Source organism: Streptomyces sp. NPDC004647, assembly GCF_040609575.1.
Lineage (GTDB): Bacteria > Actinomycetota > Actinomycetes > Streptomycetales > Streptomycetaceae > Streptomyces.
This window is the reverse complement of sequence record NZ_JBEXKU010000009.1, coordinates 31,314-57,240: the sequence shown is the minus strand read 5'-3', so window position 1 is coordinate 57,240 and position 25,927 is coordinate 31,314. Positions and strand designations below refer to the sequence as shown.

Below are 25,927 nucleotides of genomic sequence, written 5' to 3'. Positions count from 1 at the left end.
TTATCCGCTGCTTATGTTCTGGAGGTGGTCCTGATGGCGGGCTCGACTTTGCGCATCATGGCTCCGAGTGGAGACAGACTCGCGTTGTACCTTGCCGACGAAGCGCCCGTACGAGCGGTGGCGACCAACGTACGGTTCGTCGGCGGCGCCTACAGCCGCGGGTTCCAGATCGGTTCTCGTGGCTATCACGACTTCGTTCGCAAGCACGTGATCAAGGCCGCTTCCACGGACCGGTTCGTCGTCAAGGGGCGGGAGACCGTCGTGGCCGCCACTGCGGACGGGAACACCACGATCGTCACCCTGCTGGAGAGGTACCACGAGCTGATGACCGTGTTCTCCGGCCCCGCACCGAGCCGGGAGACGCTGATCGGACTGTTCGGCACGCTGGAGATCCAGGACCACCCCCGCGGCATGCGGGTGCGCCCGGAACGCTTCACACAGGGGGACACCGCGCTGCAGCAGACGGCGGTGACCGTGGCTGACCGGGGCACGATCGTCGTCCCCGGACCGCGGCAGGCCCGGAGGATGGTTCCGAAGCACCGCGGCAAGTCCACCCGGCACGGGGAGCTGTGGCGCGTGCCGTTGCCCGGACGCTCCGCCGACTCCGCCAGCGAGCACGACTACCTGTACGTTGTCGCCGGAGCGAAGGGCGCCGCCGAGATACGGATCGACCCGGGGTCCCGGCTCGACGCCTCTGCCCTGCTGACGTGGGTGGACGGGATCGACGCCGCCTGGACCGCGGCCTAAGGCGGCCGGGCACCTATGTCTCCCACCCTCGCCATGGTGATCCTCAGTTGGATCGCGATCGTCATTCTCTATCTCGCGCTCGCGGCGGTGCTGCGAGAAGTGCGGATGCTGCGCCGTCACGTGGACGAACGCGCCGCTACCGCCGCAGCACCGGCAGAACTGCAGCTCCCTGCCCCGTTCGTGGAACGCATCGCCGAACCAGGCCGGGAACGAACGGTGCTGGTCGCCGACGCGAGCTGCCCGCTGTGCCGGTACGCCACCGCGGTCCTCGCCGAGGTCGCGACACCGGAGTTCCGGCCAGTGCTGCTCACCTACGAGCCGCCGGAGCGGTGGTCGACGCTGCCGGAGACGGTGCAGGTCGTACAGGACCGCGACGCATGGTCGTCGCTGGCCCACCTGAGTCCGCCCGTACTCCTCACCGTCGGCACCGACGGCACGGTCGGCTCGCTGCACCTTCCGAGCAGCGAGCGCGACATCGCGGCTGCGCTCGCCGTCACCCCCGCTGCCCCTCTCATAGAAAGGTCGTCGTCATGACGTCACAGTTGGCTGACATCCCCCTGGTCAACCAGAGTTACGGCGGTGAGGTCCGGCCCACCGCCGCGTTGCGCGGGCTGAAGCAGCCCACCTCCCGCAGGAGCGTGTTGCGCGGAATGGCCCTGTCGGCACTCACCGTGGGGGCGCTCTCGCTCACCTGGGGCAACAGCGGGCGGGCCATGGCCGAGACCGGCCCGAACGGGCTGACGGGCTGGGACAGCAACGACTGCAAGGACGCCTACCCGGTCCGTGACGGATTCCCGAACGGCGGTTATGACGAGGGGCCGGACACCGGCGGTGAGTTCAACGGCTCTGCGGCATGCTTCGGCGGCGAGGAGATGTCCAGCGAGTACTGCGACGCCAACGGCTGGTACCGCTCCGACGAGAAGCAGGAGGGCGACACGGTGACCAAGTACACACCGGTCTCCACGTCGTGCGGCACGGAGCAGGCCGGATTCAAGAACGCGTGGAAGTGGAAGACTCCGGACGGCAAGGTCTACCGGTGCTCCGACGGGAGCATGACGGTGACGGTCGACGGCGAAGAGACCCGGAATGTGTTCAGCATCTGCCGGGCTCTGGTGTCATGAGGCCGGCTCAACGCCTGACCTGGCATCCCGCGACAGCGGCAGCACTGATCACCGCCGCCGCGGTCGCGGGCGTGGCCGCCGCGCTCCCGCTGTCCACCGCTGGGACGGACGGGCTGTGGCCCTGGCTGGTGACCGGCGCGGCGGCGGGGTTCGCGACCAGCGGCTCCACTTGAAGCCGCAACTCAGCCTCCGTGCTGAGCTCGTCGGTCTGGCGAGGTCTGCCCCCTTATGCTTTCGCGCTCGGCCTGGTGCTGGGCGGAGTGATCAGTGGCCTCGGTGTGATGCTCGTCGGCTCCGTGCTGCGCGCGGTGCTGCCGGTGACCGCCGTGGCCGTGGCCACCATCGTCGTGCTGGTGGTGCTGGCCGCCCGGGAGTTCGGGTGGCCGCGGTTCCCGCTGCCGCAGAACGCACGGCTGGTCCCGGAGACCGTGTTCCGGCACGGCCGGTTCTTCGGTCCGCTGCAGTTCGGGATCGAGATGGGCACCGGCATGCGCACCTATGTGCCGTCCGGACTGCCCTACGCGGCTCTGGTGCTGGTAGCGGGTCTCGCCGGGCCCCTCACCGCGTTTGCAGCCGGTGCGGCGTTCGGTCTCGGCCGGGCGGCGATGACCATCGGCTCGCTGTACTACGGCGCCGATGGTGAGTGGGACCTGGCCTGGAGCGCCTGGGAGAAGTGGCTGAAGATCATGCTCGTGCTGGCCTTCGGCGCGGGCCAGGCCGTGCTCGTACTGCCGCTGCTGGGTCAACCGTAAAGGAGACTGCGGAAGATGGACTGGACGCTGCTCGGCGCCGTCGGCGCCACCGGCAGCGGGTTCGTCCTGCTGAACGCCGGGTGGTGGAAACTGCGCCACCGCCCGGCGTTCGCGCTGGTGCTGAGCGAGCACGGACGGGTCGTGGCGGCCAACGTCGGCTGGCTGGCGTGGGCGCTGCCGGTCGCCGAGCTCGCGCTGGGCCTGGGGTCGATGACGGTCGTACTGCCGCCATCGACCCGCGCGGTCCTGGTGCTCCCACCGACGTGGCTGCCGATGCTCGGCATGGTCGTGCTGGGCGGGATCTTCGCCGGTTACGCCGGTGTGCAACTCAGGCGCGGGGTGCGCCCGCGCTGCGGCTGTCTGGACAGCCAGGACCGGTTCGGAGCGCACACCGTGCTGCGCGCGCTGGCGATCAGCCTCGGCGGACTCGGCGGACTCGCCGGCCGGCTCACCGGTGCCGGCGGCACCGGCCCGTTGCCACCGTACGTGTGGGCGATGACCGTCGTCGCCGGAGGTCTGATGGTGGCGGTGGTCCTCCTGGTGGGGCTGCCGCTGATCGCGAATCCCGGGGGACCAGCGGCTGGTATCTCTGCGGACGGCGACTCAGCGGACGGTGATCGACGCCTGCCCCGCGGGCACCAACTCGCCGATCACCGGCGCACCCGGCACCTCACCGGCGACCAGCAACCCCCCTGACGTCTGTGCGTCGGCCAGCAGCAGCCGTTCGATCTCACCGAGGGCCCCGAAGTCGACATGGGGCTCCACCCACGCGAGGTTGCGCCGGGTACCACCGCTGACGAAGCCGTCCTTCGCCGCTTCCCTCGCACCATCCAGATAGCCGACCGCGTCGGCGTCCAGCACCGCCGAGACACCACTCGCCCGGACCAGCTTGTAGAGATGACCCAGCAGACCAAATCCCGTGACATCAGTGGCACATCGCACCCCCGCCGAAACGGCGGCCGCGCCGGCGCGGTCGTTGAGCTCCGTCATCGCCGCTATCGCCTGCGGAAAGACCTCTCCCGTGGCCTTGTGCCGGGTGTTGAGCACCCCGATGCCGAGCGGTTTGGTCAGCGAGAGCGGCAGACCGGGGCGGCCGGAGTCGTTGCGCAGCATACGGTCGAGATCAACGACGCCGGTCACCGCCATGCCGTACTTGGGTTCCGCGTCGTCCACGCTGTGACCGCCACCGACCGGGCAGCCCGCGGCTCGCGCGGTGTCCGCGCCGCCGCGCAGCACTTCGGCGGCCAGCTCCATGGGCAGAATCTCCCGGGGCCAGCACAGCAGGTTGACCGCCACCACCGGTCGGCCACCCATGGCGTACACATCGGACAGCGCGTTGGCCGCGGCGATACGGCCCCACGTGTAAGGATCGTCCACGACGGGTGTGAAGAAATCGGTGGTCGCCACCACGCCGCGCGAGGAGTCGATGGCGACCACGGCAGCGTCGTCCCCGTGCTCCGCGCCGACCACCAGGTGCTCCGAAGGCCGGGTGAGACCGGCGAGCACCTCCTCCAGTTCCCCCGGCGGGATCTTGCACGCGCAGCCACCGCCCCGCGCGTACTGCGTGAGGCGGACCTCGGTACCGTTGGTCGAGTCCATGACTCCAGCCAACCACACGCTCTTCCCACCCAGGGAAGCCCTCAACCTGGAGGCGTCCGGCGCCTGGTGGCGCCCGCGGTCTTCAAAACCGACGTGGCCGGGACCCCCGGCCAGGCGGGTTCGATTCCCGTCCGCCTCCGCCACACTTCCACCACGGGGCTCATGCGATGACTGATCCGAGGCGCCATGTCCCCCGTACCGACGTGCTGCTCGCCGCACCGGAACTGCACTCCGCCATCGCCAGCTTGGGACGGACCGCGGTCAAGGGCGTCGTCCAGGCCGCCCAAGAGCGCGTCAGACGGGGCGAGATCGACCCCGGCGAGGTGCTCGCCGAGGTCGGGCGGACCTTGCCGCACACCACGAGCAGCCTGCGGGCGGTGATCAACGCGACCGGCGTCGTCGTGCACACCAACCTCGGCCGCGCCCCGTTGTCGGACGCGGCCGTCGATGCCGTCGTCACGGCGGCCGGGTACACCGACGTGGAGTTCGACCTGGACTCCGGCAGCCGCGCACGCCGCGGCCACGGCGTGCGCGAGGCGCTGTTGGCGGCCGTGCCCGAGGCGGGTGACGTGCACGTGGTGAACAACAACGCCGCCGCACTGGCGCTTGCCGCCGTCGCCTTGGCCGGGGGGCGGGAGATCGTGGTCAGCAGGGGCGAACTGGTCGCGATCGGCGATGGCTTCCGGCTGCCCGAGCTGATGGAGAGCACCGGCGCCCGGCTGCGCGAGGTCGGGACGACGAACCGGACCACTCTGGATGACTACGTCTCAGCGATCCGTCAGGACACCGCTTTCGTGCTGAAGGTGCATCCGTCCAATTTCGTGGTGACCGGTTTCGTGCAGTCGGTCGGCGTCGCCGCTCTGTCCGCACTGGACGTTCCGGTGGTGGCCGACGTCGGCTCCGGACTGCTGCGACGCGACTCCGCGCTGCCCGAGGAACCCGATGTGCAGAGTGCTTTGCGGGCCGGCGCTGCGCTGGTGACCGCGAGTGGGGACAAACTGCTGGGCGGCCCACAAGCCGGCCTGATCTTCGGCGATGCCGATCTGGTCCGGCGGTTGGCCCGGCATCCACTGGCCCGCGCGCTGCGGACGGACAAACTGACGCTGGCCGCTCTGGAGGCGACCGTTCGCGGACCGCGCCCACCGGTCGTGCAGGCGCTGCACGCCGAACCGGCCGAACTACGGGAGCGCGCCCGGCGGATGGCGGCTCAGCTGTCCGGCGTGGACGCGCGCATCGTGGCCTCGACGGCCATGGTGGGTGGCGGCGGCGCGCCGGAGGTCGTGCTGCCCAGCGTGGCGCTCAGCCTGCCCGAGCGGCACGGCACGGCGCTGCGCGCCGCCACGCCGCCGGTCGTGGGCCGGGTGACGGACGGTCGTTGCCTGCTCGACCTGCGCACGATCGATCCACGGCAGGACAGCCAGGTCGTCGAAGCCGTGCGTGCCACATCATGATCGTCGTAGCCACGGCCGGGCATGTCGACCACGGCAAGAGCGCCCTGGTCCGCGCACTCACCGGACGTGATCCGGACCGGCTCGCCGAGGAGCGCCGCCGTGGGCTCACCCTGGACCTCGGGTTCGCGTGGTGCGACCTGCCGAGCGGGCGGCGGGCCGCCTTCGTCGACGTGCCGGGCCACGAGCGTTACCTGCACACCATGCTGGCCGGACTCGGCCCGGTCCGTGCCGCACTGCTGGCCGTGGCCGCGGACGAAGGCTGGGCCGCACAGACCGCCGAGCACGCCGACGCGCTGGCTGCCTTCGCCGTGCCGCAGCTGATTCTCGTGATCACCCGCTGCGACCTGGCCGATCCCGGACCCGCAGCGGCCGTCGCCCGTCGTGAGCTGCTCGCGCGCGGCCTCCCGGCCCCGGCCCCGCTGGCGACGAGCGCGCACACCGGTCGGGGTCTCGATGCGCTGCGCACCGCACTCGACCAGCTCTCTCCGGCGTTCCCGGCCAGTCCGGGACCGGTACGGCTCTGGGTGGACCGGGCCTTCACCGTCTCCGGCGCGGGCACCGTGGTGACCGGCACCCTGCTCGGCGGAACGCTCCGCGTCGGAGACCGGGTCGAGCTGTGCCCATCCGGTGTGGAGGGCCCCATCGCGACCGTCCGGGGACTTCAGGTGTGCGGGCGATCCGTCGCGGAGGCATCGGGGCCCACCCGCCTTGCGGTCAACCTCCGGCGCGTTCCGCTCGACGCGGTGCCCCGCGGCAGCGCCCTGCTCACCCCGGACGCATGGGTCGTCAGCACGCTGGTCGACGTCCGGCTGCACGCCCCCGGCGCGAGCGCGAATCCACCGGCGAATCCACCGGCGCTGCCCGCCGAGGTCATGTGCCACCTCGGCACCGCCCGGCGCCCGGCCCGGCTGCGCCGGCTCGCCGACGACCTCGGCCGACTCCAGCTGGCCGCTCCGCTGCCGCTGCACGTGGGGGACCGGCTCGCGGTGCGCGACCCCGCCGCTCGTACGGTGCTGGGCGCGACCGTGCTCGACCCGACGCCCGCGCGCATCGCCGGTCGTGGCGCGGCAGGGCGGCGCAGGGCCACACTGGAAACCGCGACCGGAAGACCTCTGCTCGCCGACGAACTCAGCCGCCGCGGCCTGGTCCGCAGCACCGACCTGCGCCGCCTCGGCATCCCGTTGCCCGCCGGCCCGCCGGAGGAGGAATGGCTGATCGATCCCGAACACCGGCGGCGGCTCGCAGAACGCCTGCTCATCCTGGTATGGACCCACCACGAAGAGCGATCCGCCACCGCACCGGAACTGACCAGGGAACAGATACGGGACGCACTGGGACTCCCCGACACCCGGATCATCGACCTCATCCTGTCGCCCCAGCTCAGGGAAGACCACGGGCGCATCGGCCTGGCCAACGCCGTCCTGCCGGCCGCCTTGCACAGAGTCGCCGAGACCACCCGCCGGGAACTCACCACAGCGGGCCTGCGAGCGCCAACCGCTGGGCGATGGCGCGAGCTCGGGGTCAGCGCGGCCGAACTCCGCGCCCTGACCCGGCACGGCGTGCTCGTACGGCTGGCACCGGACGTCTACCTCACGCCGGACGCGATAGAACGAGCCATCGCCGTGCTCCAACGGCTGTCTGCGCCCTTCCGCGTGAGCCACGCACGCACCGCCCTGGACGCACCACGACGCGTCGTCGTCCCCCTGCTGGAACACCTCGATCGCCAGGGCGTCACCGATAAGGTCACCGACGACGGCCACCGACGACTGCGCCGGCGGGCGCACCACGCGACGACCTGACGCGTGTGGGTGCCGAAAACCGTGTCCCCTGTGCGACGAGCTGCCGCTCGCCCTCACCGCGGACACCCTGCGGATCGAGGTCTCCGGCACCCGTACCGAGCGGCGTCCGCCCGCCCCCGGCGACGTTTCGCCGCCACAGGGCCTCGCCGGGTCCGGCCGTGGGATCGTCCTCGTCGAGGCGCTCGCTGACCGGTGGGCGGTGCTGGACCGCGTACCCGGTAGGCAAGACCGTGCGCGCCGAGCTCGACCTGCCGCACCCGCCGCTCTGACCGTCCCCGTCGCGTGGATCCGGCCAGGCGCTGCCCGCTACGCCATGAACAGGAGCGCTCCACCCGTCGCCGACATGTCCCGTCCCCTGAGCTTCACGGCGCACTCGTCGGTTGCCGACGGCGCCGAGCCGGTCGTCGCGGTGTCCGCGGCGCCCGCCGGGCGTGCGGGTTCCGGCCCCGGGCCGGCTCATAGGTGGCGGCCAGGTAGTTCTGCAGCTCCACCATGCGGAAGCTGTAGAGGGGACCTTCCTGCCGGAGTATCTCGCACTCGTGGAGGAGGTTGAGGAAGCCGATGAACCGCCAGGGCAGCCGCAGCCGGACCGCGAACCAGGTACTGCACAGGATGTAATTGGGCCACGCGGTGTTGTAGGCGGCGACGACGATGCCGATCGTCACGCCGAACAGCAGGCCGTGAACCGGATGCGCGGTGAAGGAGGAGTTGCCCACCCGGTCGATCAAGGGCTGCACCAGGCCGTCCAGGGCGGTGGGGGCCACGGTCGCCGTCGAGGTGACACCGATGAGGCAGAGCCAGGCCAGCGCCCGGTCGTGCTGGTAGGTGCGCAGCGCGCTGGCGATGGGCAGACGACCCGGCTGGTTGAGCCACGCGATCAGACCGGCCGGCAGGCCGATCGCCGGACCGAGGATGAGGGCGAAGACGATGCCCACGTGCAGGCCGTGGCGGAGGCCGTGGGTGGCCGCCCCGACGAAGGCCCCGCCCATACCGGCTGCGGAGGCCGCGCACGTGGCGGCGAGCACAGGGCGCAGGGGCAGGCCCAGGCTCTCGCGGGGGTGCAGGCTCGCTGTCGAGGGCCGCAGCGGACCGCCGGGCCTGGTCAGCAGACGCGCCGCCATGGTGGCGACGGCGGTGCCGGTGACCACGGCCAGGAAGACGCCCACCGGGGTTCTGCCGGGAGCGGAGCCGGGCGGCAGGACCGCCTTCGCCGCGTACACGGCGAACGCGCTGACACTGCCGGTGAGGAGGATCGCGCCGACACAGGCCTGCCAACGGCCGCACAACTGGGATTTGAAGAGGAAGACGATGCCGATCGCCGTACCGATCTCCGCCGCGTCGACGACCGCTTTCGGAAGGTCCAGCAGCCAGATACCGACCGCGAGCACGCTGACGGCGCTCGAGACAGCCGCGACGAGCGCGGCCGGACGGGTGTCGACACCCCTGCAGGCGCCCAGGACGAAGCTCGTGACGGTGCCGATGGCGAAGCCCCGGGTGAGGCCGGGAGGCATGAGCAGACACAGACGATAGGCCGGGGCGACGGCCACAGCCGTCGCAGCGCCGAACACCACCGGCGGCACCCGTTCGTAGATGCGCCACCAGGCCAGCGTGCGGCTGGGGGCCGGTGCTCTGGACATCTCGAAGGCGATGCAGGCGGCCCAGCGCTTGGCTCTGCGCAGTCTGCGGCCACCCGCTCCGAGCCGGGACCGCAGGGCCTGATCGACGAAGGTGCGGTACAGCAGTCGCTTGCCGGCGTCCGCCCCCTGCTGCATGACCTCGGCCAGGAACCGGTCGGGGACACCCCCGTCCCGCTCGGCGGCGCGGCAGAGCAGGTCCAGATAGAGAGGTGTCCGCAGTATCGCGGTCAGCTCGGGGACCGCATCGGTGCTCAGCGCCGCGGCCAGCGCCCGCCACGCCGTCCGCGCCGCGGGCGGCGCGCTGTTCAGCCGCACGGTGAGGTACGCCGCGGCGTCCGCAGCGGTGAGACGCTCGAGGACCAGGACGCGCGCCCCGGTCAGGGACGGCAGACGTCCTGCGGAGCGGGTCAGGACGATCAGCGGCTGATCCCTGTCCACTGCTTCGTCGATCTGCATCAGGGCGTCGGAACGCACCGGGCCGCGGATCTCGTCGAGGCCGTCGAGGATGAGGACGATGCGGTCGTCGGTCAGACGCTCCAGGAGCGTGTCGTTCCTCGGGTGCAGGGCCCGGAGGGAGGGGTATGCGGCGGCGATCTGGCGGTCGAACCAGTCGCGGAACCTCTCCTCTCCGGGGCTCCAGGAGGCGAGCGAGAGGTACAGCGGGACTCGCCTGGGCTCGGCGTCCCCGCGCACGACGCCGGTGGTGAGCATGATGGCGAAGGTCGTTTTGCCGACGCCGGGCGGGCCGTGGACCACGGCCCTGGTGAGGGTGCCCCCGGTCACCAGCGCGGCCACGTCCTTCGCATACGTCTCCGAGGGCCAGGCGGGGTGCCCGGCAAGGGGACTTGCCAGGTAGCCGGAGGCCGGGTCCCGCAATCGGATGGGCATCAGCTCAGCGCCGTCGAGTCCCCGGGCCTTGCGCTCCTTCCGCCAGAACTCTTCGATGTCCTTGCGCAGGTCCGGCATGATCGCTTCTACGCTCGGGCCGGGGCCACGCAGCGGGAAGAGCTGGAAGCCGCTGAGCAGAAGGACGAGGCCACCGACGAGGGAGGAGAGCTGGTCCGACTTTTCCAGGCCGTAGGTGAGGCTGTAGACAAGCAGGCCGGCGCCCGACAGCGTGACGACCCACTTGAGGCGGTTATTCCATCGCTTGGCCCTGGTGGACCGAGTGGTCAGTAGCATGCTCTGCCTTTCCGGGTTCCCTGGGCGTGTCGTTCACCGGCGAGGCGGACTCGTCTGCGGTCTCGCGGCCGTCGGCCCCCGACCGCGACCGGCAGCGGTCGGGGAATGCCGTCCCGCTTGGATCAGGCGTCACGAAGACCGACGGTCGACTCGTCCGGGATGTTCCGTCCCTGGCGGCGCTCTCGGGTGCGTTGAGGGGGCGCGGGGGAGCATGCGTAGCAAGTGGTGGTGCGCTATGCGCCTTTCGGTGCGTCGGCGTTCGTACCGGGGCGTGGCGCATGGGCACACATGGGCGCACGGGCGCGACCGGGCGTAGGGCCCGTAGCTAGCGCCCGGCACATGTGGCCCACGTCGGCGCGGCCACGAGTCGACGGCGCGATGGCCGGATGAGGCGTGGACCCCGAGGTGGCGCAGACGCACCGAATGAGCCGACTTGTAGGGCGTGGCCGGAGCCCGACCGTACGGCGCGGCGTCGTGCGGCACGATGAACGCGGCGAGGAGACATGGCAGGCCTGGAGGACAGCGGTCAGGGACGGTCGTCGCATCCCCGGACCGGCCCGGGACGCCACCCCCACCGCTCCCGGCGGCCGACCGGCGTCGAGGCGGCAGCCCGCCTTCCGTTGTCGCCCCGGACAAGGGACGGCCCCAGGGCGGCGGCACAGCGAATATCGATGATGAGCCCGTCTTTGCGGGGTCGGCGCTGGAGGCCGTGAACTGACCGGCCTGGTGCGGGTCAGGTCGTCGGCAGCTTTCCGAGACAAGGCTGGCTACGCCGGTGAACGACGGAAACGGTGCTGGAGGCCTACGCCTTCATCTCGATGAGTTCTCGCGGCCAGGGGGACGAGCCGGCCCCGGGTGTCGCTTCCGCGCTTGAGGACGTGGAAGCGACACCACGGGCTCGGCCATGGTCCGGCGTCAGGTTCTCAGATCGCTGCGGCCGCGGATATTCGCACCGGCTCGGTGCCCTGGTCGTTGTGGCGTTCCGCCCAGGTGGTCAGCGCCGTGCTGCAGGCGTGGTCGAGGTGGCGCAGCCCGGACAGGTCGAGTTCGATGGGCCGGTCCTTCGGCAGTGCCTCCAGCGTGTCGAGCATCTTCGGCAGGCGCAGGAACGTCGCGTTGCCGGTGAGCGCCACCCGGATCGGGCCGGTGCCGGCGTTGGCGACGGACAGGTGGATGTGCGAGGTCTCCCAGGCCGTTTTGACGACCGAGAGGGCCAGGCCGATGAGGACGCCCTCGAACATGTTCACCGCCACGATCGCCACGGCCGTGATCACCAGGATCACCGCCTCCCCGCGGTGCTCTCGCCACATCGCGGGCAGGTGCCCCAGCGGCAGGAGCTTCCAGCCCGCGTGCACCAGGACGCCGGCGAGTGCCGCGATCGGTATGACGCCGAGGACGGAGGGCAGCAGGGCGGCGAACAGCAGCAGCCATACCCCGTGCAGCACTCGCGAGGCCCTGGTCTTGGCCCCGGCCTGGACGTTGGCCGAGCTGCGGACGATGACCGCCGTCATGGGAAGGGCGCCGAGCGCACCGCATAGGGCGTTGCCCGCGCCCTGGGCCATCAGCTCCTTGTCGTAGTCGGTGCGCGGACCGTCGTGCAGCCGGTCCACCGCCGCCGCGCTGAACAGGCTCTCCGCGGAGGCGATCAGCGTGAACGCGAGCACCGTGCCGACGACGCCGAACTGGGCCAGCTGCCCGAAGTCGCCCGCACCGGGGAGGTTGAGTGACTGGAGCAGGCCCCGTACCTCGACCTTGGCCACCGGCAGATCCGCCAGAGCGGTCGCGGCGGTGGCCAGCAGGACCGCGGCGAGCGCGCCCGGGACCACCCGGACCTTCGCGGGCATACGCTGCCACAGCAGCATCACCACGATGACCCCGGCCCCGATGGCGAACGCCGACAGCGCTTGCGTCGAGCCCACGATGTCGGCGACGAGACCGGGCATGCCCGCGATCTTGTCGATGCCGCTCTTGGGCGCGGAGACATCGGCCATGGAGTACAACTGGCCGGCGATGATGACGAGCCCGATGCCGGCGAGCATGCCCTCCACGACGGAGACGGAGATGGCCCGGAACCACCGTCCGCATCCGAGTGCGCCCAGCAGAAGCTGGAGCAGTCCCGCGGCCAGGACGATGACGCCCAGAGCGGCCAGCCCGTACGCCTCGACAGCTTCGTAGACGAGCACGGTCAAACCGGCCGCCGGACCGCTGACTTGGAGGTGGCTGCCGGGGAGCAGCCCGGTGACGATTCCGCCGACGATGCCGGTGATCAGACCTGCTTCGGCCGGAACGCCCGAGGCGACCGCCACGCCCACGCACAGCGGCAGGGCGACGAGGAAGACGACAAGGGACGCGGCGACGTCACGTCGCAGAGTGAGGGCAGAGAGGTGCATGTGGTCCTCGCGGTGCGGTGGTGGTGTGCTCGGGATGGGAACGTGGCCGCTCATAGCGGTACGAAGGCATCGGAGGGCTGCCGGTGCGCCAGCACGGCGCCGGTGTGGACCTCGTAGAACCAGCCGTGCAGGCGCAGCCGCCCCTCCTCCAGCCGCCGGGCTATGCAGGGATAGGCGCGCAGACGGTCGAGTTGGACCAGAACGTGAACCTGGACGGCCTCGGCGATGTCGGGCCCCAGGGCATCGGCGCCCTGCGAGCCCTTGAAGGCGGTCGGTTGCCCCGCGGCGTGCTTTAGCCAGCCGGACACGGCGGGGACGGCCGTCAGGTCCTCGCCGCGCACCAGCGCACCCACGGCACCGCAGTGGGAGTGCCCGCACACGACGACGTCGGCGACGCCGAGCACCTCCACCGCGTACTCGATGGTGGCCGCCTCACTGGTTGGCTGCTCGGACCGGTGGTCGGGGACGATGTTGCCCGCGGTGCGCAACTCGAAGAGCTCCCCGGGGCGAGCGCCGGTGAACAGCGAGGGTACGACCCGCGAGTCGGAGCAGGTGATGAACAGGGCCTCCGGCGACTGGCCGGTCGCAAGTGGCGCCAACTGCTCGCGCTGTGCGGCGTGTTGGTGGAAGGAGCGGGCATGGTCGATCAGGGCTTTCATGTCGGTTGCCTCCTGCGCCGGCGCGAACGAGTGCGCATCGGTGAGTGGTGGGAGTGGGAAAGGCAGACGGGGAGTTGGGAGGGCAGACGGGAGTTGGGAGGGGCATGAGCTATCGCAGCCGGTGCGGTTCACTGACGCACCGCGCCTCGTGCTCAGGGCACACGGCATCGGGGACGGGGTCTGCGCACAGGTGGATCAGGGCGCTAGGCCGCCGGGAGTGACGGGGACGCCGGCTCGCTCGGCGGTCCGATCAGCAGCGGAAGACCTGGAGCACCGCGGGCAGCACGACACTGTGCTCTCTGCGCCGGCCGTGTGAAGGACAGTCCGGCCCCTTCGCTCCTGTGCCTGCGACCGAGCCAGTCACCATGTCCGGTGACACGGTCCCGTTCCGCGCCTTCTCTCGGGGGAACTGCGTGGCGGCTTGGCAGTTGCGGGTCCAGATGTGGCCGGGCGTCTCATCCGAGTGAGAGGCGTCGTCGCACAGGTGCGTCAATTCCGTGGAGGAGATGGAGTTTTGCGGGGGCCGTTCCGCTGCGGAGGTGGCAGGGGCCAACAACAGGATGGCCAGCATGGCGGCGGCCATCGCCGCCAGCACGCCTCGGACCGTCCTGTTCCGCCCCACTGCTCTGCCCCCGTCTGAGGTCGACAACCGTACGGCGGGACCCCAACCAGCAAGGACTCCCACCGCTCCTACTCAGCAAGATCACCGTATAGTGCGCCGCTCAACGTCCCACGTCAGCAAGATGAATATCCTGTTTCTGGCCACCGGAGATCTCTCCGGGACGCCGTTCCTGGCTGTGGCTGGTCCGCCTCAACGCCAACTTGTCTGCTCCTGCCGTCGGTTCCCGGCCGCCGGAGCGCCACCGTGGATGTCACCGAGCCGACAGGACCACCGGGTCGGCCGCCCGCCACGCCCGGCACGTGCCGGCCACCGGCGGTTCCCGATCCACACCCACTCACCGCGCCCACACCGCAAGTTATATGAAAACAATTTTCATCAGCAACCTGGCGCGCCCCGCGCGGTGCGGCCCGCAGCACCGCGCCCTTCTGGTTCGCCACCGAGATCACCGCCCCGGTCCTCGCCCGCACTCTGGGTATCCACACCGACGTCGCCCTCGCCTGGCAGCTTCCCTCCGCGGGCGCCTGGGCGACCCACGCCGCCGAAGTCAGCCGACGAGGGCAGGCATTCGACAGTGCGGACCCTGGCGAGTTCCTGCGGGTCGAGGCGGGCGCGGCTGCGGCCCGAGGACGCCGGGGTTCCCACGTACGGGGGACGCCGCCGGGTGCCCGGCCTTCGCTGTGAGGAACTCGCCCAGCTCGCCGGGGGGAGGCGACCACCCCCATGTCGTGCTCCTGCTTTATCCCCTGGCGAAATCCGACCGGGCGCGTCGGCGCTGGCTCGCTTGTGGCCGATCGGCGGATGATCCGGAAGGGAGTCTCGAACCCTTGGTCGCGTTGTGTTACGGCCCAGGTCAGCATGCACTCCCTGGGCCCGATCAGGCGTAAACTTCCCTGGTACCCGCGGGGAGGCATTATGCGCCGCAGAATCCGAATCGGACCGTTCTGTATAGGATCCGGCCGCCGTCCAGTGCCCCCGATAGACGGCGCCGTCAGCCGCGAACGTTTCGCCATCGAGATCGCAGAGGGTCTGATGGGCGTCGGGGTCCCTTTCCGGCGTGGCTGCAGCGCCCTCGGGTTCCGCGTGGTGGTCACCGACACGAAGACCGGACGGCGCCAGTACGTCTCCGAGAACTACACCCACGACCTCGCGTTCGCCGACGGCGAGAAATACGTCACCAAACTGATCACCGGCAAGAAGAGACTGAAGTAAAGCCATCGGTCAGGACAGCCGGATGCGGCCCCGCTCGTTCCACTCCGATCTCCGGCCCAGCAGCAAGCTGCCGGCAGAACCATCGAACGGATCACGTTGTTGCGCACGGCATGCAGCCCCTCTACCGCGGCGAGACGTCCAAGCGAGGGACTGTATGGCGATCATGGAATTGTCGACAGGGGAAGGCCTTGCCGTATCGTCGGCAGGTACGCAGCAGCCGTAGATGACAGCTCAGCAGCTCAGCCGTCACCTCGATTCGCCAGCTCCTCGAAGCCTGTGCATAACGCCCCCTTGTGATCCACAGGAGGGTCACGGTAAGGGGATGTGATCCAACCCCGCGGGGCCTGTGGACAACCTCCGGTCGCTACGGCTCCGGCCAGTCCTCCGGGCCGCCCCCTCGCCACTCGATGAACGTGGGATCGTCGAGTGCCACATCGTTCTCGGCCATGCCTCCTCGACGGAGAAACTCCAGCAAATCCGTGAGCCCCCGTGCGATGCCAACCGTCTGACCCTTGATCGTCACGCGGCGGTGCCCGTTGAGTGGCGGATGCACAATCACAGGAGGATTTCCGTCCATACACCCAGCCTGCGACAGGTCACAGCGGCGCGCACCCGGATGGGTAACCTGACGGTGTGAGCAGGGATGGACGGGTCCGGGACGTGGAGCAGATGCCGGTGGTTCCAGATCAAGGTACGGTCCAGGAGCTCCCGTCGCAGGTCTGCACCCACCGTTCCATGATTGGGTTCATTCTCGGCATCTGAACGCCGCTGAGTACGACTTCAATCCCCGCATCCACCGGGATGGCATCGAACGGGCCGGGGACCTTCCCGTCACGGTCCATGACCCTGTAATGCGCTCTGCAGCAGCCCGCGTCCTCAAGTTCCATGACGAGGTTCTTCGCAGCCTGCGCCACCCACGAGGAGGCCGGGTGCGCGGTGGCACCCAGGACCCGGATCCGTCGGCCGGCGTGCTCGATGACGGCAAGCACGTACATCCGAACCCGGACAGGGCGACCGTTTCGAAGAAGTCCCAGGCCGGCAAGGCACCGGCCTGGGAGCGCGGAAAGTTCGTGGGGTGCCCGCTGTCTCGACCGAGCCACCCCGCCGGGTAAAGCTGTTGCCAAGCTGTTGTCAAGGGTGGCCCATCTCGGCCCGGGGTCCGGTTGAACACCACCGCCCCCGTTTCCGTACTGCACAGTGCGCGCCGTGCCAGCCGCACTATCCCGACGCCATGTAGGAACAGCACCAGTGCCGAAGAGGAGCCACAATGCGTCCCAATCGACGTGCAGTGCGGCCGCAGTTGAAGTCGCGTCCGTGGGTGGTGATCGCTGCGATCGTCGCCGCGCTCGCGCTCATTCCCGTACTGATCTCTCTGCAGAGCGGAGACAGCGAAGCGTCCGCGGAGCCGGCGCCCGCAGGCGGGCTCTCACAGCACGGGGGCCATCAGTCCGGCGGCTCCAGCACAGCGGATCTGTCCCCCTCGGCGGTACAGCGATCGCAGTCGGGGCTTCAGGGAACCACCGAGGTGGACAAGGTTTTCCTGGTCAAGGTGCGGCAGGCCGGCCTGTGGGAGATACCGGCTGGTCGACTGGCGCAGACCCACGCCTCCAGTGAGGCGGTCAGGCGCGCCGGTGACCATCTGATCGACGGTCACAGCAAGCTCGACCAACTCGTCCGTGAAGACGCCAAGATGCTCGGCGTCCAGCTGCCGGACAAGGCCACGGCCGAGCAGCAGGGCTGGGTCGATCAGTTGGACAATGCCCGAGGGGCCGAGTTCGACCGTCTCTTCGCCAATGTGTTGCGCGCCTCGCACGGAAAGATCTTCGCCACGATCGGCGAGGTGCGGGCGGCCACCCAGAACGACCTCATCCGTCGCCACGCGCGCCAGGCCAACCAGACGGTCCTGGACCACATGGAGGTCCTGGAGGACACCGGGCTGGTGGAGAGCAAAACGTTCGAGGAAGTCGAAGCCGACGTCAAGCCCAAGTAGGCTGCCCCAGGCCCGGTGATGACTGCCGGGGCGGAGCGCCGGCGGGTGCCCTACCGCCATGAACCGCGGCCCCCGGGGACGGAACGGGAGGAACTGTCCGTGTACGGCGGCCAGTTCGCCGCCGCCCCGGCACGGGAACGCGAAACGGGTGCCGTACGCCTCGTCATGGTCTTTTGCACTGTGCAATGATTCGATGGTGGAGGGCCCGGTCGACGGATGGCCTCTGCCGGGAGCGGCACTGGCACGGTGACGCAGCTCGACACCGCACGCCTCTGCCGACCGGGCCTTCCTCCACACGCCATGCACAGGCCTCTGCCGCACGGTCACGCGTCCCTGCTGTATCCCGTCGCCAAGGCAGGCGGTGTCGCACTGCCACGCCTGTGCCCGATAGAAAGGTGCCATGGATGAGCGCGCGCTGCACCGGGACGGGGCCTACGACGTCGACGAGGTGACCCGCGCAGTGCTGACCGCCTCGCGTCTCCTGGTAGCAGTGTCCGCGCGTTCGCTGGCCGGAGTCGAGGACCGGGTGACGCTGCCCCAGGTCCGGATGCTGGTGGTGCTCTCCACGCACGGGGCCGTCAAGCTGGTGGAGCTGGCCGAGCGGCTGGGTGTCAGCCCGTCCACGGCCATGCGGATGAACGACAGGCTGGTGGCCGCAGGTCTGGTGGACCGGCGAGTCAACCCCGAGAACCGGCGCGAGAACGTACTGCGGCTGACGCCCGCGGGGCTCCGCCTCGTCGAGGAGGTCACGGCCCGCCGCCGCGACGAGATCGCGGCAATCGTGGAGCGGATGGCTCCGGATCAACGCGGGGCACTGGTCGCTGCGCTCACCGCGTTCGCCGAGGCCGGGGGCGAGCCTGCCGTGAGCGAGGGGCGCGACCTGCACCCGCTCGGATGGGCCGACCCACCGGCCGGCCGTACCGCTTCCTGACCGGAGGCCGGCTCAGCGGCGGCGTGGCGTACGTCTTGCCGCGGGGCGCCGGACGGCGGCGGCCTGAGGTTGGGCAGCTGTCCGACCACGCCCTCGGGACTGGTGGGCTCGCACGTTGAAGTGTCGTATTCGGCGGGTGGGTCCGGTGACTGATTACTGCCTGTCGCCGGTCGCGGTGGTCCAGCGCGGATCGATGTGGCCCAGCCATGCGTCTTGACCGTCAGCTCAGTGTCACGGACCTCGCGGGAACGGGCTTGCCGGTTCGGCGGGCGTAGAAGGCGGCCCGGGAGATCAGGCGGAACCTACGGACCCCCCCGCGCGTCCACGCCGCGCTCAAGCGGAAAGATGCCGGATGTGGCCGCCGCCGCGTCGCGCGGCTGATGCGGGCCGCCGGACCGCAGGGCCGGCATCGCAGACAAGCTTCTGGATCCCAAGGCGGGGCTCACCACTCCGGGACGACGTGCCGCCCGTGGGCTCCGGCGTTCGGCCTGTGTGCCGCTTGGAGTGGTACTGCTCCAAGCGGTCCTTTTCTTTGTCGGCCACACTCGGCAAGTTCCCCTACGGTTACTCCGCAAACTGTGCGAGAAGAGGTGCAATGAGCCCCGTTGCGGGGGACTCGCCGGGTGGAGGATTACTTGTGCCTCCGGAGGACCGAGGGAGGCGGGTGAGGGCGCCATGAGCAGGAAGAGCGAAGCCATTGTGCGTGCCCTGCTGGAGCAGCAGGGCAAGACGTATGCCGCCGAGGCCGGCATCAGACTTCGGAACACCCCCGGGCCCCTTTACCAGCTTCTGGTGCTCTCGCATCTGCTGTCCGCCCGGATCAAGGCGGATATCGCCGTGGCGACGGCCCGCGCTCTTTTCGACGCCGGGATGCGGGACGCGCGGCGGTTGGGAGCGGCCACCTGGCAAGAGCGCGTGGATGCGCTGGGCAAGGGCGGCTATCGCCGCTATGACGAGCGGACTGCCACTCAGCTCGGCGAGGTGGCCGAGCTTGTGACACGGGAGTACAAGGGGGACCTGCGACGTCTGCGCGAGGCCGGAGACCCCAAGAAGCTGCTACGGGAGTTCTCCGGTATTGGGCCCTCCGGGGTCGACATTTTTCTTCGGGAGGCGCAGGGCGTCTGGCCGGAGTTCGCGCCGTACCTTGACGGCAAGGCATTGGACGGAGCGCAGCGTCTCGGCCTGCCCAAAACGCCCAAGGCTTTGGGGCGGCTGGTGGACCAGGAGGACCTTCCGCGACTGGCGGCGGGGTTGGTACGTGTTGCGCTCGACAGTCGGGCCGCCGAGAGGGTGCGCAAGGCCGCGTGAGCCCAGGCGATGAACGACGCAGCCATCCTCAGAATTGAAGGGACTTCACCACGTCGGTGCCCTACTCGTCAGATGTTTCACGGATGGCCGTCGGCGTTACGCGTGCAAAGTGAGCACTGGTTACGACCCGTCGTCTTCTCGTCACGGAGAACGCGTTCAGCGAGTGGAGGAACGACGACCAGCTTCGTCATCCCGGTTCTCGGCTTGCACACCGACAAGCCCGCCCGACGGTCCCTGTGCCGGAAAGCCCGCCCGCGCAGCCAACCTTACGGACGCGAACAGCGCCGGTTGCGGACGGGCCGCGCACAGCTGCGGTCGTACCACGTGACCGGGTTGCCGCACTCTCGGCAGCGATCACGTTGAGCACAGTGCAGGAGCCGGCTGGGGCTGTCGTGCTCGATACACGCAGCGAGCGTCGGGTGCAGGCGACAACGCGGCTGCCGTCCCAGTAGGCTGGCGTCATGGTGGATATAGGGGGGGAGCCGCCAGCAGCGACCGAGCGGCTAGGCGATTCATTTTTCCAGGATCCCCAGGGCTTGTTCGCGCGGCTGCGCTCGTCCGCGCCGGTGACTCCGGTCATCACGCCCGAGGGCGTCCGGGTTTGGCTCGTCACCCGGTACGAGGACGTGCGTGCCGCGCTGGCCGACCCCCGGCTGGCCAAGGACTGGGTCACGCACATGACGCCCGAAGATTTCGACATCAACGTGGACCCCGTGCAGGCATTTCTCGACCAGCACATGCTCAACCTCGATCCGCCCGACCACACCCGGCTGCGCCGCCTGGTGGTGAAGGCGTTCACTCCACGCCGGGTGGCCGCCCTGCGGCCGCGGATCTCGGCCATCACCGGCGAGTTGCTGGACGCGATGGCGGACGGCCCCGCCGAGACAGACCTGATCGAGGTATTCGCGTTCCCGCTGTCGGTGACCGTGATCTGCGAGCTGATCGGCATCCCGGTCGGCGACCGAGAATCGTTCCGCGAGTGGTCGGAGACGCTGCTGTCCTCGCGGGGGACGCGCGAGGAGTCACGCGCAGCCGCCGTCGATATGTATGAATATTTCACGCACTTGGTCGCGGAGCGCCGGCGGTCACCGGCAGACGACCTGCTCTCGGCGCTGATCGCGGCCCGCGACTCGGGTGACTCGCTGTCGGAGCACGAGTTGCTCTCGATGATGTTCCTGCTGCTCGTCGCCGGGCACGAGACGATGGTGAACCTGATCGCCAGCGGGGTGCTGGCGCTGCTGACTCATCCGGCCGAGCTGGGGCGGCTGCGAGACAATCCTTCGCTGTTGCCTTCGGCAGTCGAGGAGCTGCTGCGGTACGCGAACCCGCTGAACCACGCGACCGAACGATTCACGCTGGAGCCGGTGACCATCGGCGACGCCATCATTCCCGCGAAAGAATGGGTCATGCTCGCGACGTCGTCGGCGAACCGGGATGCGTCACGGTTCGCTGACGCTGACCGGCTGGACGTGGGCCGGGACGCGTCGGGCCACGTGGGGTTCGGGCACGGGATCCATTACTGCCTCGGCGCGCCACTGGCGCGGCTGGAGGGCGAGATCGCGTTCGGGATGCTGCTGTCCCGGTTCCCCGGGCTGACGCTGGCGGTGCCCGAGTCGTCGCTGCGGTGGCGGCCCTCCAGCCTCATCCACGGGCTGGAGGGCCTCCCCGTCCGACTGCGCTGACCCGCGCCCCTTCCAGGATGCCGCCGGAGGCGCCCCGCGCAGCCTGACGAACTCAGCTCAACTGTCGCGAAGTCACCGACCTGAAGGGTCGCTGGCTCGCAATACCTGCGGACGGCTGATACTCGGGATATGCCGAGTATCAGCCGGAGTTGCGTCAAGCCTTTGTATCGTGATCGTATTCTTCCGCAACTACTGGCGCCGGGCTGGACTCCCGTAGCCGCTCCTTGAGGACCGCGGCCACATCGCCAGGCGCAGCGTGGTGGTAGAAGTGGCCGCCGTCGAATACCGCGAGATGGAAGTCGGCTGACGTCAGGTTTCCCCACGCGCTGAGCATGTCCAGGCTGACGCCAGGATCGTGGCGACCGCCCATCGCCGTGATCGGCACCTGCAGCGAACCCCGGTGCGGGATATACGTCTCCCAGACCTCGAGGTCCGCGCGGAACAAGGGAAGCAGTAGCTGCATTAGCTCCGGCTGGGCGAGTACCTCCGGTGAAGTCCCTTCCAGCTTCGCGATGACCGCTAGGAGCTCGTCGTCCGGCAGGTCGTACAGCCGCGGCCGCGCAGGCGGCAGATGCGGCGCGCCCAGCCCTGAGACGAACAGATGTCTCGGAGGCTTGCCGAGCGCGGACAGTACATGCGCCAGTTCATAGCTGAGCAGAGCGCCCATGCTGTGCCCGAACAAGGCGAAGTCTCTCCCTGCGCGGCTCGCCAAGGGCCCTTTCAATTCGGCGACGTGCTCTGAAGCCGAATGGAGCGCCGGCTCCCTATGGCGGCTTTCCCGTCCCGGCAACTGCACGGGTATCGCCTCAATGCCCGGGGCCAGCAATACAGGCCAGTCCCGATAGGCCGACGCGCCTGCCCCTGCATGAGGCAGGCAGAACAACTGGATCGCGTCCGCGTCCAGTGTCGGCGGAGGAGTGGCTTCCGCCCGGCAAGGAGGGAAGTACGACACGTCGGTCGACCTCGTCATGGACGCCCTTCCCCAGGCTGGGCGGTCGGCTCAGGCACAGGCTCAGCAAAGGCCGAGGTTTCCGTGGCGGCGACCTCGGTCCGCTGCCGGATGTACCTGGCAATGCCGCGCGCCGTCGGGTCCTCGAAGAACTCTGCCAGCGTCATGTTCACGCCGAAGCGTCTGCCCACCTGGGTCAGCAGTCGTATCGCGAGCATTGACTGCCCGCCACCTTCGAAGAAGTTCTCCTCATGACCGAAGCTCGGCACGTCCAGCAGTCGCCCGATGATGACGGCGATCTCGTCCTCGAGCACGTCGGCGTCCGCTGGGTGGACGCCATCATCTGCTGGAGACGATGAGATCGCCGGGGATGGCAGCTGCGCCCTGTCGATCTTCATGTTGGCGTTCTTCGGCAGTTCGGGGAGGCAGATCAGCCGTGACGGCACCATGTAGTCGGGCAGCCGGTCACGCAGGAACGCTATAAGGTCACCTGTTTCCGGGGATGCTTCGCCTGCCCCCACGTAGTAACTGACGAGTCTTTTATCTCCGGATTGGGTGTCAGCGTCAGCAACTGTCACCGCCTCCCTGACCCCAGAATGCTGCAGCAGCGTCGCATCGACTTCATTCATTTCGACCCGGAAGCCCCGGATCTTGACTTGGAAGTCGGCACGGCCAAGGAAATCCAGCGAGCCGTCCGGCAACTGGCATACCAGATCTCCTGTCGCGTACATGCTCTTGCCTGGTTCTGCCGCGAAGGGGTCAGGAAGGAACCGGTCGGTCGTCAGGTCCGGACGACCGAGATAACCGCGCGCTACGCCATCACCGCCGATGTAGAGCTGGCCAGGCACCCCGGCCGGCTGAGGCCGCAGCATGTCGTCGAGCACGTAGCAGGTCGTGTTCGAGATGGGGCGACCGATCGGCACTTTCAACTGGCCCGCGGGCATCGGCGTGACGTGGTGCGCAGTGGCGAGCGTCGTGCATTCGGCGGGGCCGTAACCGTTTATCAGGGTGCAACCTGGTAGTGTCGCGACGGAGTTGGCTTGACTGACCCCCATGACGTCACCGCCAACCAGAAGTTGAGAGATCGTCGCAAACGTCGAAGGATCATCCGCCGCAAGCTGATTGAAGAGCGGTGTCGCCATCACCGTAGTGTCAATGCGACGCTCTCGCAGAGCGGTTGCCAGCCGACCCGGCGAGAGAATCGTGTCGCGGTCGAATCCAACCAGTTCTCCCCCGTTGAGCAACGCCCCCCACACCTCGATGGTGGCGGCATCAAAGGCCGCGTTCGAGATCTGCGCCACCCGGTCCCCTGGCTGGAACTTGAGGTAATCAGTGTTCCGCGTGCGCCGTACCACGTTGCGGTGCGTTACACAGACGCCCTTCGGCGTGCCGGACGATCCCGATGTGTACACCACATAGGCAAGATCTTCAGGGTCGGCGCCCCCGTCTATCCGGACGTCATGAGTGGCGCCGTCTCGCACAGCGTCCCCCAGGTGCCCGGCCACCGTGATCACAGGGATTCCGAGACCGCTTGGATCATCTTCGCTTGCTTCTGTCAGCAGCGCCACGGGCTTGGATTCTTCCAAGATCGTGCGCAACCGGGTGGCCGGCTGGGCCGGATCCAGTGCCAGATAGGCACCGCCAGCCTTGACGGTGGCAAGCATGCCCACAATGACGCTGAGGTTCCGGTCAGCGAGGATCGCGACCAGTCGGTCAGGCCGCACGCCGAGTTCCTGCAGTTGGGCGGCCAGAGAGTTGGTCACCCTGTCGAGCTGCTGGTAGGTCAGCGTAACGGGGCCATATGTCACGGCGGGCGCGTCGGGACAGCGTACGACGTGCTCTGCGAAGAGATCGCTCAGCGAACTGTCCCGGGGATAATCGGTAAGCATCTGGCTCGACGCCATGATGAGCTCACGATCCGACGGAGCGGGAGGCGCCGCGTCGATCCCCTCGATTCCTATGTCAGATTTCGGCATGGACGTTCAGTCCTTTCTCGCCAAATGATTTAACCGGCGAGGCCGGCAGCCACAACGGCATGACGTTCCCGACCTTCTCAATCATTCCATGGCAGTAGGAGCCGCTGTGGTCACGACTCTGGTTCGGCATGAATGGATATTGCAGCCGCTTGTGATCAACCATGAATATGCCATCCGCCGGCATCGTCTGAATCTTGACCGCGTCGGTCAGATCCGTCATGTATTCCGTTGGGACCTGCACTGTATAGCTGCGTGTACCGCGGTCCAGGAGGCGGAGCGCCTGGAAGCCTTCAGCGTGCACGTCCATGGGCGTATTGCTGTACATGTAGGGACGGTTCAGAAGGTCGATCTCGAACAAGGCTCGCACCTTGCCGTCGTCCCACCAGTCCTGGCCCTGCGCGAAGCGGCGCACATGATCGGCGAAAACCTCCCTGTACTCGTGCAACACGGAATGAATGAAGAGGCCGTAGTTATTTACATCGTAATAATCGGCATCTCGGATGGAGCGTTCCATGTACGAGAGGATCGGGTCATCTTCTCCTTGCTGGCGCAAGAATTCAGCGAAGGCAAAGAAGATGTCCTGGTATTCAATCCCCAACTGCCTCACCAGGTAGCGGCTTACCGTCCGGAGGCTGCGCGTATTATGCAGAGCATGGAAGGCGTAGAAATAATACATGCCCTCGACGAAGTCCTCTACGGAAGCTTCTTTCGTGCCAATGACAACCTGGGCTTCTGCGGCTCCTCCTCCGGCTGGCCGGCTTACTATCCCCATTTTTTCTGCACTATGAAATATGGGGGTGTTGTTGAGGAGCAAGTGAGGGTACGCGATCACTGTTTGCGCCTCGTTCTCGCACAGCGTGCCAATGCCGCGCTTGAAAGAATCGAGGGTTTCCCCTGGCAATGGCCAGATGAGTTCAACGTAGGAGCTGATCTGCTTTTCGCGCAGATCTTCTTGGATCGTAGCGAAGGCGCTCAGCTTTATGTTCGAGCGAGAGATCAGATCAAGGCTGCTCGGCTCAAGGGTCTGCAGCGACACCGGCTGCGAGGCGATGAGGTTTGCGTCCTGAAAGATGCTGGTGATCTTTGTGACCGCCTGCGGCTTGTTTTTCGCCGCAGAGAAGTAAACGACGTTCGGCGCCCCGTGGTCGCTTGCGCAATTCGTGACGTGCTGAGAGATGTCAACATCCCGGCTCAGCATTCCCCAATTCGCGTCGGCGATGAAGAGGAAAAGTATCTCGTTCTTGGCTATCCATTTGATTTCGTCACGGACCCGCTGCTCGTCGAAACGGTGCACCCGGTCATTCGTGGCGGCACCCCAGAAGCAGAACCCGCAGTGGTAGGGGCAACCGCGGTTTGTCTCCAATATGGCGACGCTGTAAGCGGAGTCGAAGACTCCTGTCAGGAATGGCGAGGGAACGTCATCCAGGTTGCTGATCCTCGGTTGTTTCGGGGTCGTCACCAATTCGCCGTCATGGTAGAAGCTGAGACCATTGACTTCGTGGAGTCGCGAACTGGAGTCGGTCAGCGCAAGAAGGTACTGCGTGAAGGTGATCTCACCTTCTCCGTTGCAGATAACAGTCAGTTCATCGGTCCGACTGAGGTAACGATGGGCCTGCGACATCACCTGAGGGCCGCCAAGGATGATCTGCGCATGCGGCCTTGCTTGCCTGATGGCATCCACAGCAGACCTCACCAGGCCCATGTTCCATACGTAGCAGCTGAACGCGTACACATCGGCAGCTGACCCGACCAGGTCCCGGATGATATCGGCCGGGCGTGTCTTGGCGACAGCCGTATACCGCTCGAACCGATACTCGCTGCGAATCACCGAATCCGTCATGGCATACGCCTGAAGGTAACCGGAGGCCAGCGGTGTCATCCGCTCGAAAACGGACAGTTCAACGAGCAGGACATTCTTCACTT

At 68.3% G+C, this 25,927-nt stretch carries 22 protein-coding genes, 1 tRNA gene and 3 pseudogenes; 18 read left to right on the top strand and 8 right to left on the bottom strand.

What is annotated here, in order from left to right:
- Positions 1 to 33: 33 nt before the first annotated feature.
- Genes ABZW18_RS06140 through ABZW18_RS06115 form a run of 6 tightly spaced genes read left to right on the top strand, consistent with a single transcriptional unit; the run spans position 34 to position 3,316 of the window.
- Positions 34 to 747, top strand: coding sequence for a hypothetical protein (locus ABZW18_RS06140; protein ID WP_356182764.1), 714 nt, complete (start codon positions 34 to 36; stop codon positions 745 to 747).
- A gap of 15 nt (positions 748 to 762) precedes the next feature.
- On the top strand, positions 763 to 1,281 hold the full coding sequence (locus ABZW18_RS06135) for a hypothetical protein (RefSeq protein WP_356182761.1): 519 nt from the start codon (positions 763 to 765) through the stop codon (positions 1,279 to 1,281).
- Positions 1,278 to 1,868 (top strand): hypothetical protein, encoded by a 591-nt coding sequence (locus tag ABZW18_RS06130; protein WP_356182759.1) that lies wholly within the window; start codon positions 1,278 to 1,280, stop codon positions 1,866 to 1,868. The genes ABZW18_RS06135 and ABZW18_RS06130 overlap by 4 nt, the downstream gene beginning before the upstream one ends.
- Positions 1,865 to 2,041, top strand: a complete 177-nt coding sequence (locus ABZW18_RS06125; protein ID WP_356182757.1) for a hypothetical protein — start codon at positions 1,865 to 1,867, stop codon at positions 2,039 to 2,041. Before ABZW18_RS06130 ends, ABZW18_RS06125 begins: the two co-directional genes overlap by 4 nt.
- Positions 2,042 to 2,059: 18 nt before the next feature.
- On the top strand, positions 2,060 to 2,620 hold the full coding sequence (locus ABZW18_RS06120) for a hypothetical protein (protein ID WP_356182755.1): 561 nt from the start codon (positions 2,060 to 2,062) through the stop codon (positions 2,618 to 2,620).
- A 15-nt stretch (positions 2,621 to 2,635) separates the two neighbouring features.
- The gene (locus tag ABZW18_RS06115; protein WP_356182752.1) at positions 2,636 to 3,316 is read left to right on the top strand and encodes a MauE/DoxX family redox-associated membrane protein; all 681 of its coding nucleotides are present in this window, start codon (positions 2,636 to 2,638) and stop codon (positions 3,314 to 3,316) included.
- On the opposite strand, the gene selD is transcribed toward ABZW18_RS06115, so the two are convergent.
- Positions 3,224 to 4,219, bottom strand: coding sequence for a selenide, water dikinase SelD (gene selD, locus ABZW18_RS06110; RefSeq protein ID WP_356182750.1), 996 nt, complete (start codon positions 4,217 to 4,219; stop codon positions 3,224 to 3,226). The genes ABZW18_RS06115 and selD overlap by 93 nt on opposite strands.
- A gap of 48 nt (positions 4,220 to 4,267) precedes the next feature.
- Between selD and ABZW18_RS06105 the strand changes: the two genes are divergently transcribed.
- The 4 genes and pseudogenes from ABZW18_RS06105 to ABZW18_RS06090 form a co-directional block, all read left to right on the top strand.
- A tRNA-Sec gene (locus tag ABZW18_RS06105) sits at positions 4,268 to 4,362 on the top strand.
- Positions 4,363 to 4,386: 24 nt separating this feature from the next.
- On the top strand, positions 4,387 to 5,670 hold the full coding sequence (gene selA, locus ABZW18_RS06100; RefSeq protein WP_356182748.1) for an L-seryl-tRNA(Sec) selenium transferase: 1,284 nt from the start codon (positions 4,387 to 4,389) through the stop codon (positions 5,668 to 5,670).
- The gene (gene selB, locus ABZW18_RS06095) at positions 5,667 to 7,469 is read left to right on the top strand and encodes a selenocysteine-specific translation elongation factor (RefSeq protein ID WP_356182745.1); all 1,803 of its coding nucleotides are present in this window, start codon (positions 5,667 to 5,669) and stop codon (positions 7,467 to 7,469) included. Before selA ends, selB begins: the two co-directional genes overlap by 4 nt.
- A gap of 64 nt (positions 7,470 to 7,533) precedes the next feature.
- Positions 7,534 to 7,738, top strand: a pseudogene (locus tag ABZW18_RS06090) (ATP-binding protein); the annotation flags it as partial.
- A gap of 93 nt (positions 7,739 to 7,831) precedes the next feature.
- Here the strand turns inward: ABZW18_RS06090 and ABZW18_RS06085 are convergent.
- The 3 genes from ABZW18_RS06085 to ABZW18_RS06075 all read right to left on the bottom strand — a co-directional run bounded on the left by ABZW18_RS06085 (position 7,832) and on the right by ABZW18_RS06075 (position 13,337).
- On the bottom strand, positions 7,832 to 10,288 hold the full coding sequence (locus ABZW18_RS06085) for an NACHT domain-containing protein (RefSeq protein WP_356182742.1): 2,457 nt from the start codon (positions 10,286 to 10,288) through the stop codon (positions 7,832 to 7,834).
- A gap of 923 nt (positions 10,289 to 11,211) precedes the next feature.
- Entirely contained in the window at positions 11,212 to 12,678 is a 1,467-nt protein-coding gene (locus ABZW18_RS06080) for a SulP family inorganic anion transporter (protein ID WP_356182902.1), read from the bottom strand.
- A 50-nt stretch (positions 12,679 to 12,728) separates the two neighbouring features.
- Positions 12,729 to 13,337, bottom strand: coding sequence for a carbonic anhydrase (locus ABZW18_RS06075; RefSeq protein ID WP_356182739.1), 609 nt, complete (start codon positions 13,335 to 13,337; stop codon positions 12,729 to 12,731).
- Between the two features lie 1,193 nt (positions 13,338 to 14,530).
- On the opposite strand from ABZW18_RS06075, the pseudogene ABZW18_RS06070 reads away from it, so the two are divergent.
- The 7 genes and pseudogenes from ABZW18_RS06070 to ABZW18_RS06040 all read left to right on the top strand — a co-directional run.
- Positions 14,531 to 14,662: pseudogene (locus ABZW18_RS06070) on the top strand (transcriptional regulator); the annotation flags it as partial.
- Positions 14,663 to 14,925: 263 nt separating this feature from the next.
- Entirely contained in the window at positions 14,926 to 15,168 is a 243-nt protein-coding gene (locus ABZW18_RS06065; RefSeq protein WP_356182737.1) for a hypothetical protein, read from the top strand.
- An 851-nt stretch (positions 15,169 to 16,019) separates the two neighbouring features.
- Positions 16,020 to 16,280 (top strand): hypothetical protein, encoded by a 261-nt coding sequence (locus ABZW18_RS06060; protein ID WP_356182734.1) that lies wholly within the window; start codon positions 16,020 to 16,022, stop codon positions 16,278 to 16,280.
- Between the two features lie 155 nt (positions 16,281 to 16,435).
- A complete protein-coding gene (locus ABZW18_RS06055) occupies positions 16,436 to 17,158 on the top strand; it encodes a DUF4142 domain-containing protein (RefSeq protein ID WP_356182731.1) in 723 nt (240 codons plus the stop codon).
- A gap of 400 nt (positions 17,159 to 17,558) precedes the next feature.
- The gene (locus ABZW18_RS06050) at positions 17,559 to 18,089 is read left to right on the top strand and encodes a MarR family transcriptional regulator (RefSeq protein WP_356182728.1); all 531 of its coding nucleotides are present in this window, start codon (positions 17,559 to 17,561) and stop codon (positions 18,087 to 18,089) included.
- 314 nt (positions 18,090 to 18,403) lie between these two features.
- Positions 18,404 to 18,505 (top strand): annotated as a pseudogene (locus ABZW18_RS06045) (IS3 family transposase); the annotation flags it as partial.
- Positions 18,506 to 18,764: 259 nt separating this feature from the next.
- Positions 18,765 to 19,397, top strand: coding sequence for an endonuclease (locus tag ABZW18_RS06040; RefSeq protein WP_356182725.1), 633 nt, complete (start codon positions 18,765 to 18,767; stop codon positions 19,395 to 19,397).
- 266 nt (positions 19,398 to 19,663) lie between these two features.
- Here the strand turns inward: ABZW18_RS06040 and ABZW18_RS06035 are convergent, their stop codons facing one another.
- Positions 19,664 to 19,771 carry a hypothetical protein gene (locus tag ABZW18_RS06035; protein WP_356182899.1) on the bottom strand — a complete coding sequence of 36 codons (108 nt, stop codon included), beginning with the start codon at positions 19,769 to 19,771 and terminating at the stop codon, positions 19,664 to 19,666.
- A 162-nt stretch (positions 19,772 to 19,933) separates the two neighbouring features.
- On the opposite strand from ABZW18_RS06035, the gene ABZW18_RS06030 reads away from it, so the two are divergent.
- The gene (locus ABZW18_RS06030; protein WP_356182724.1) at positions 19,934 to 21,079 is read left to right on the top strand and encodes a cytochrome P450; all 1,146 of its coding nucleotides are present in this window, start codon (positions 19,934 to 19,936) and stop codon (positions 21,077 to 21,079) included.
- Positions 21,080 to 21,233: 154 nt separating this feature from the next.
- Here ABZW18_RS06030 and ABZW18_RS06025 read toward each other — a convergent pair whose 3' ends face one another.
- From ABZW18_RS06025 to ABZW18_RS06015, 3 genes are read right to left on the bottom strand one after another with little or no spacing between them, the layout of a single operon-like run.
- Positions 21,234 to 22,049 carry an alpha/beta fold hydrolase gene (locus ABZW18_RS06025; protein ID WP_356182722.1) on the bottom strand — a complete coding sequence of 272 codons (816 nt, stop codon included), beginning with the start codon at positions 22,047 to 22,049 and terminating at the stop codon, positions 21,234 to 21,236.
- On the bottom strand, positions 22,046 to 24,004 hold the full coding sequence (locus tag ABZW18_RS06020; protein ID WP_356182720.1) for a non-ribosomal peptide synthetase: 1,959 nt from the start codon (positions 24,002 to 24,004) through the stop codon (positions 22,046 to 22,048). Before ABZW18_RS06020 ends, ABZW18_RS06025 begins: the two co-directional genes overlap by 4 nt.
- On the bottom strand, positions 23,991 to 25,925 hold the full coding sequence (locus ABZW18_RS06015; RefSeq protein WP_356182717.1) for a cobalamin-dependent protein: 1,935 nt from the start codon (positions 25,923 to 25,925) through the stop codon (positions 23,991 to 23,993). Before ABZW18_RS06015 ends, ABZW18_RS06020 begins: the two co-directional genes overlap by 14 nt.
- Positions 25,926 to 25,927: the final 2 nt, after the last annotated feature.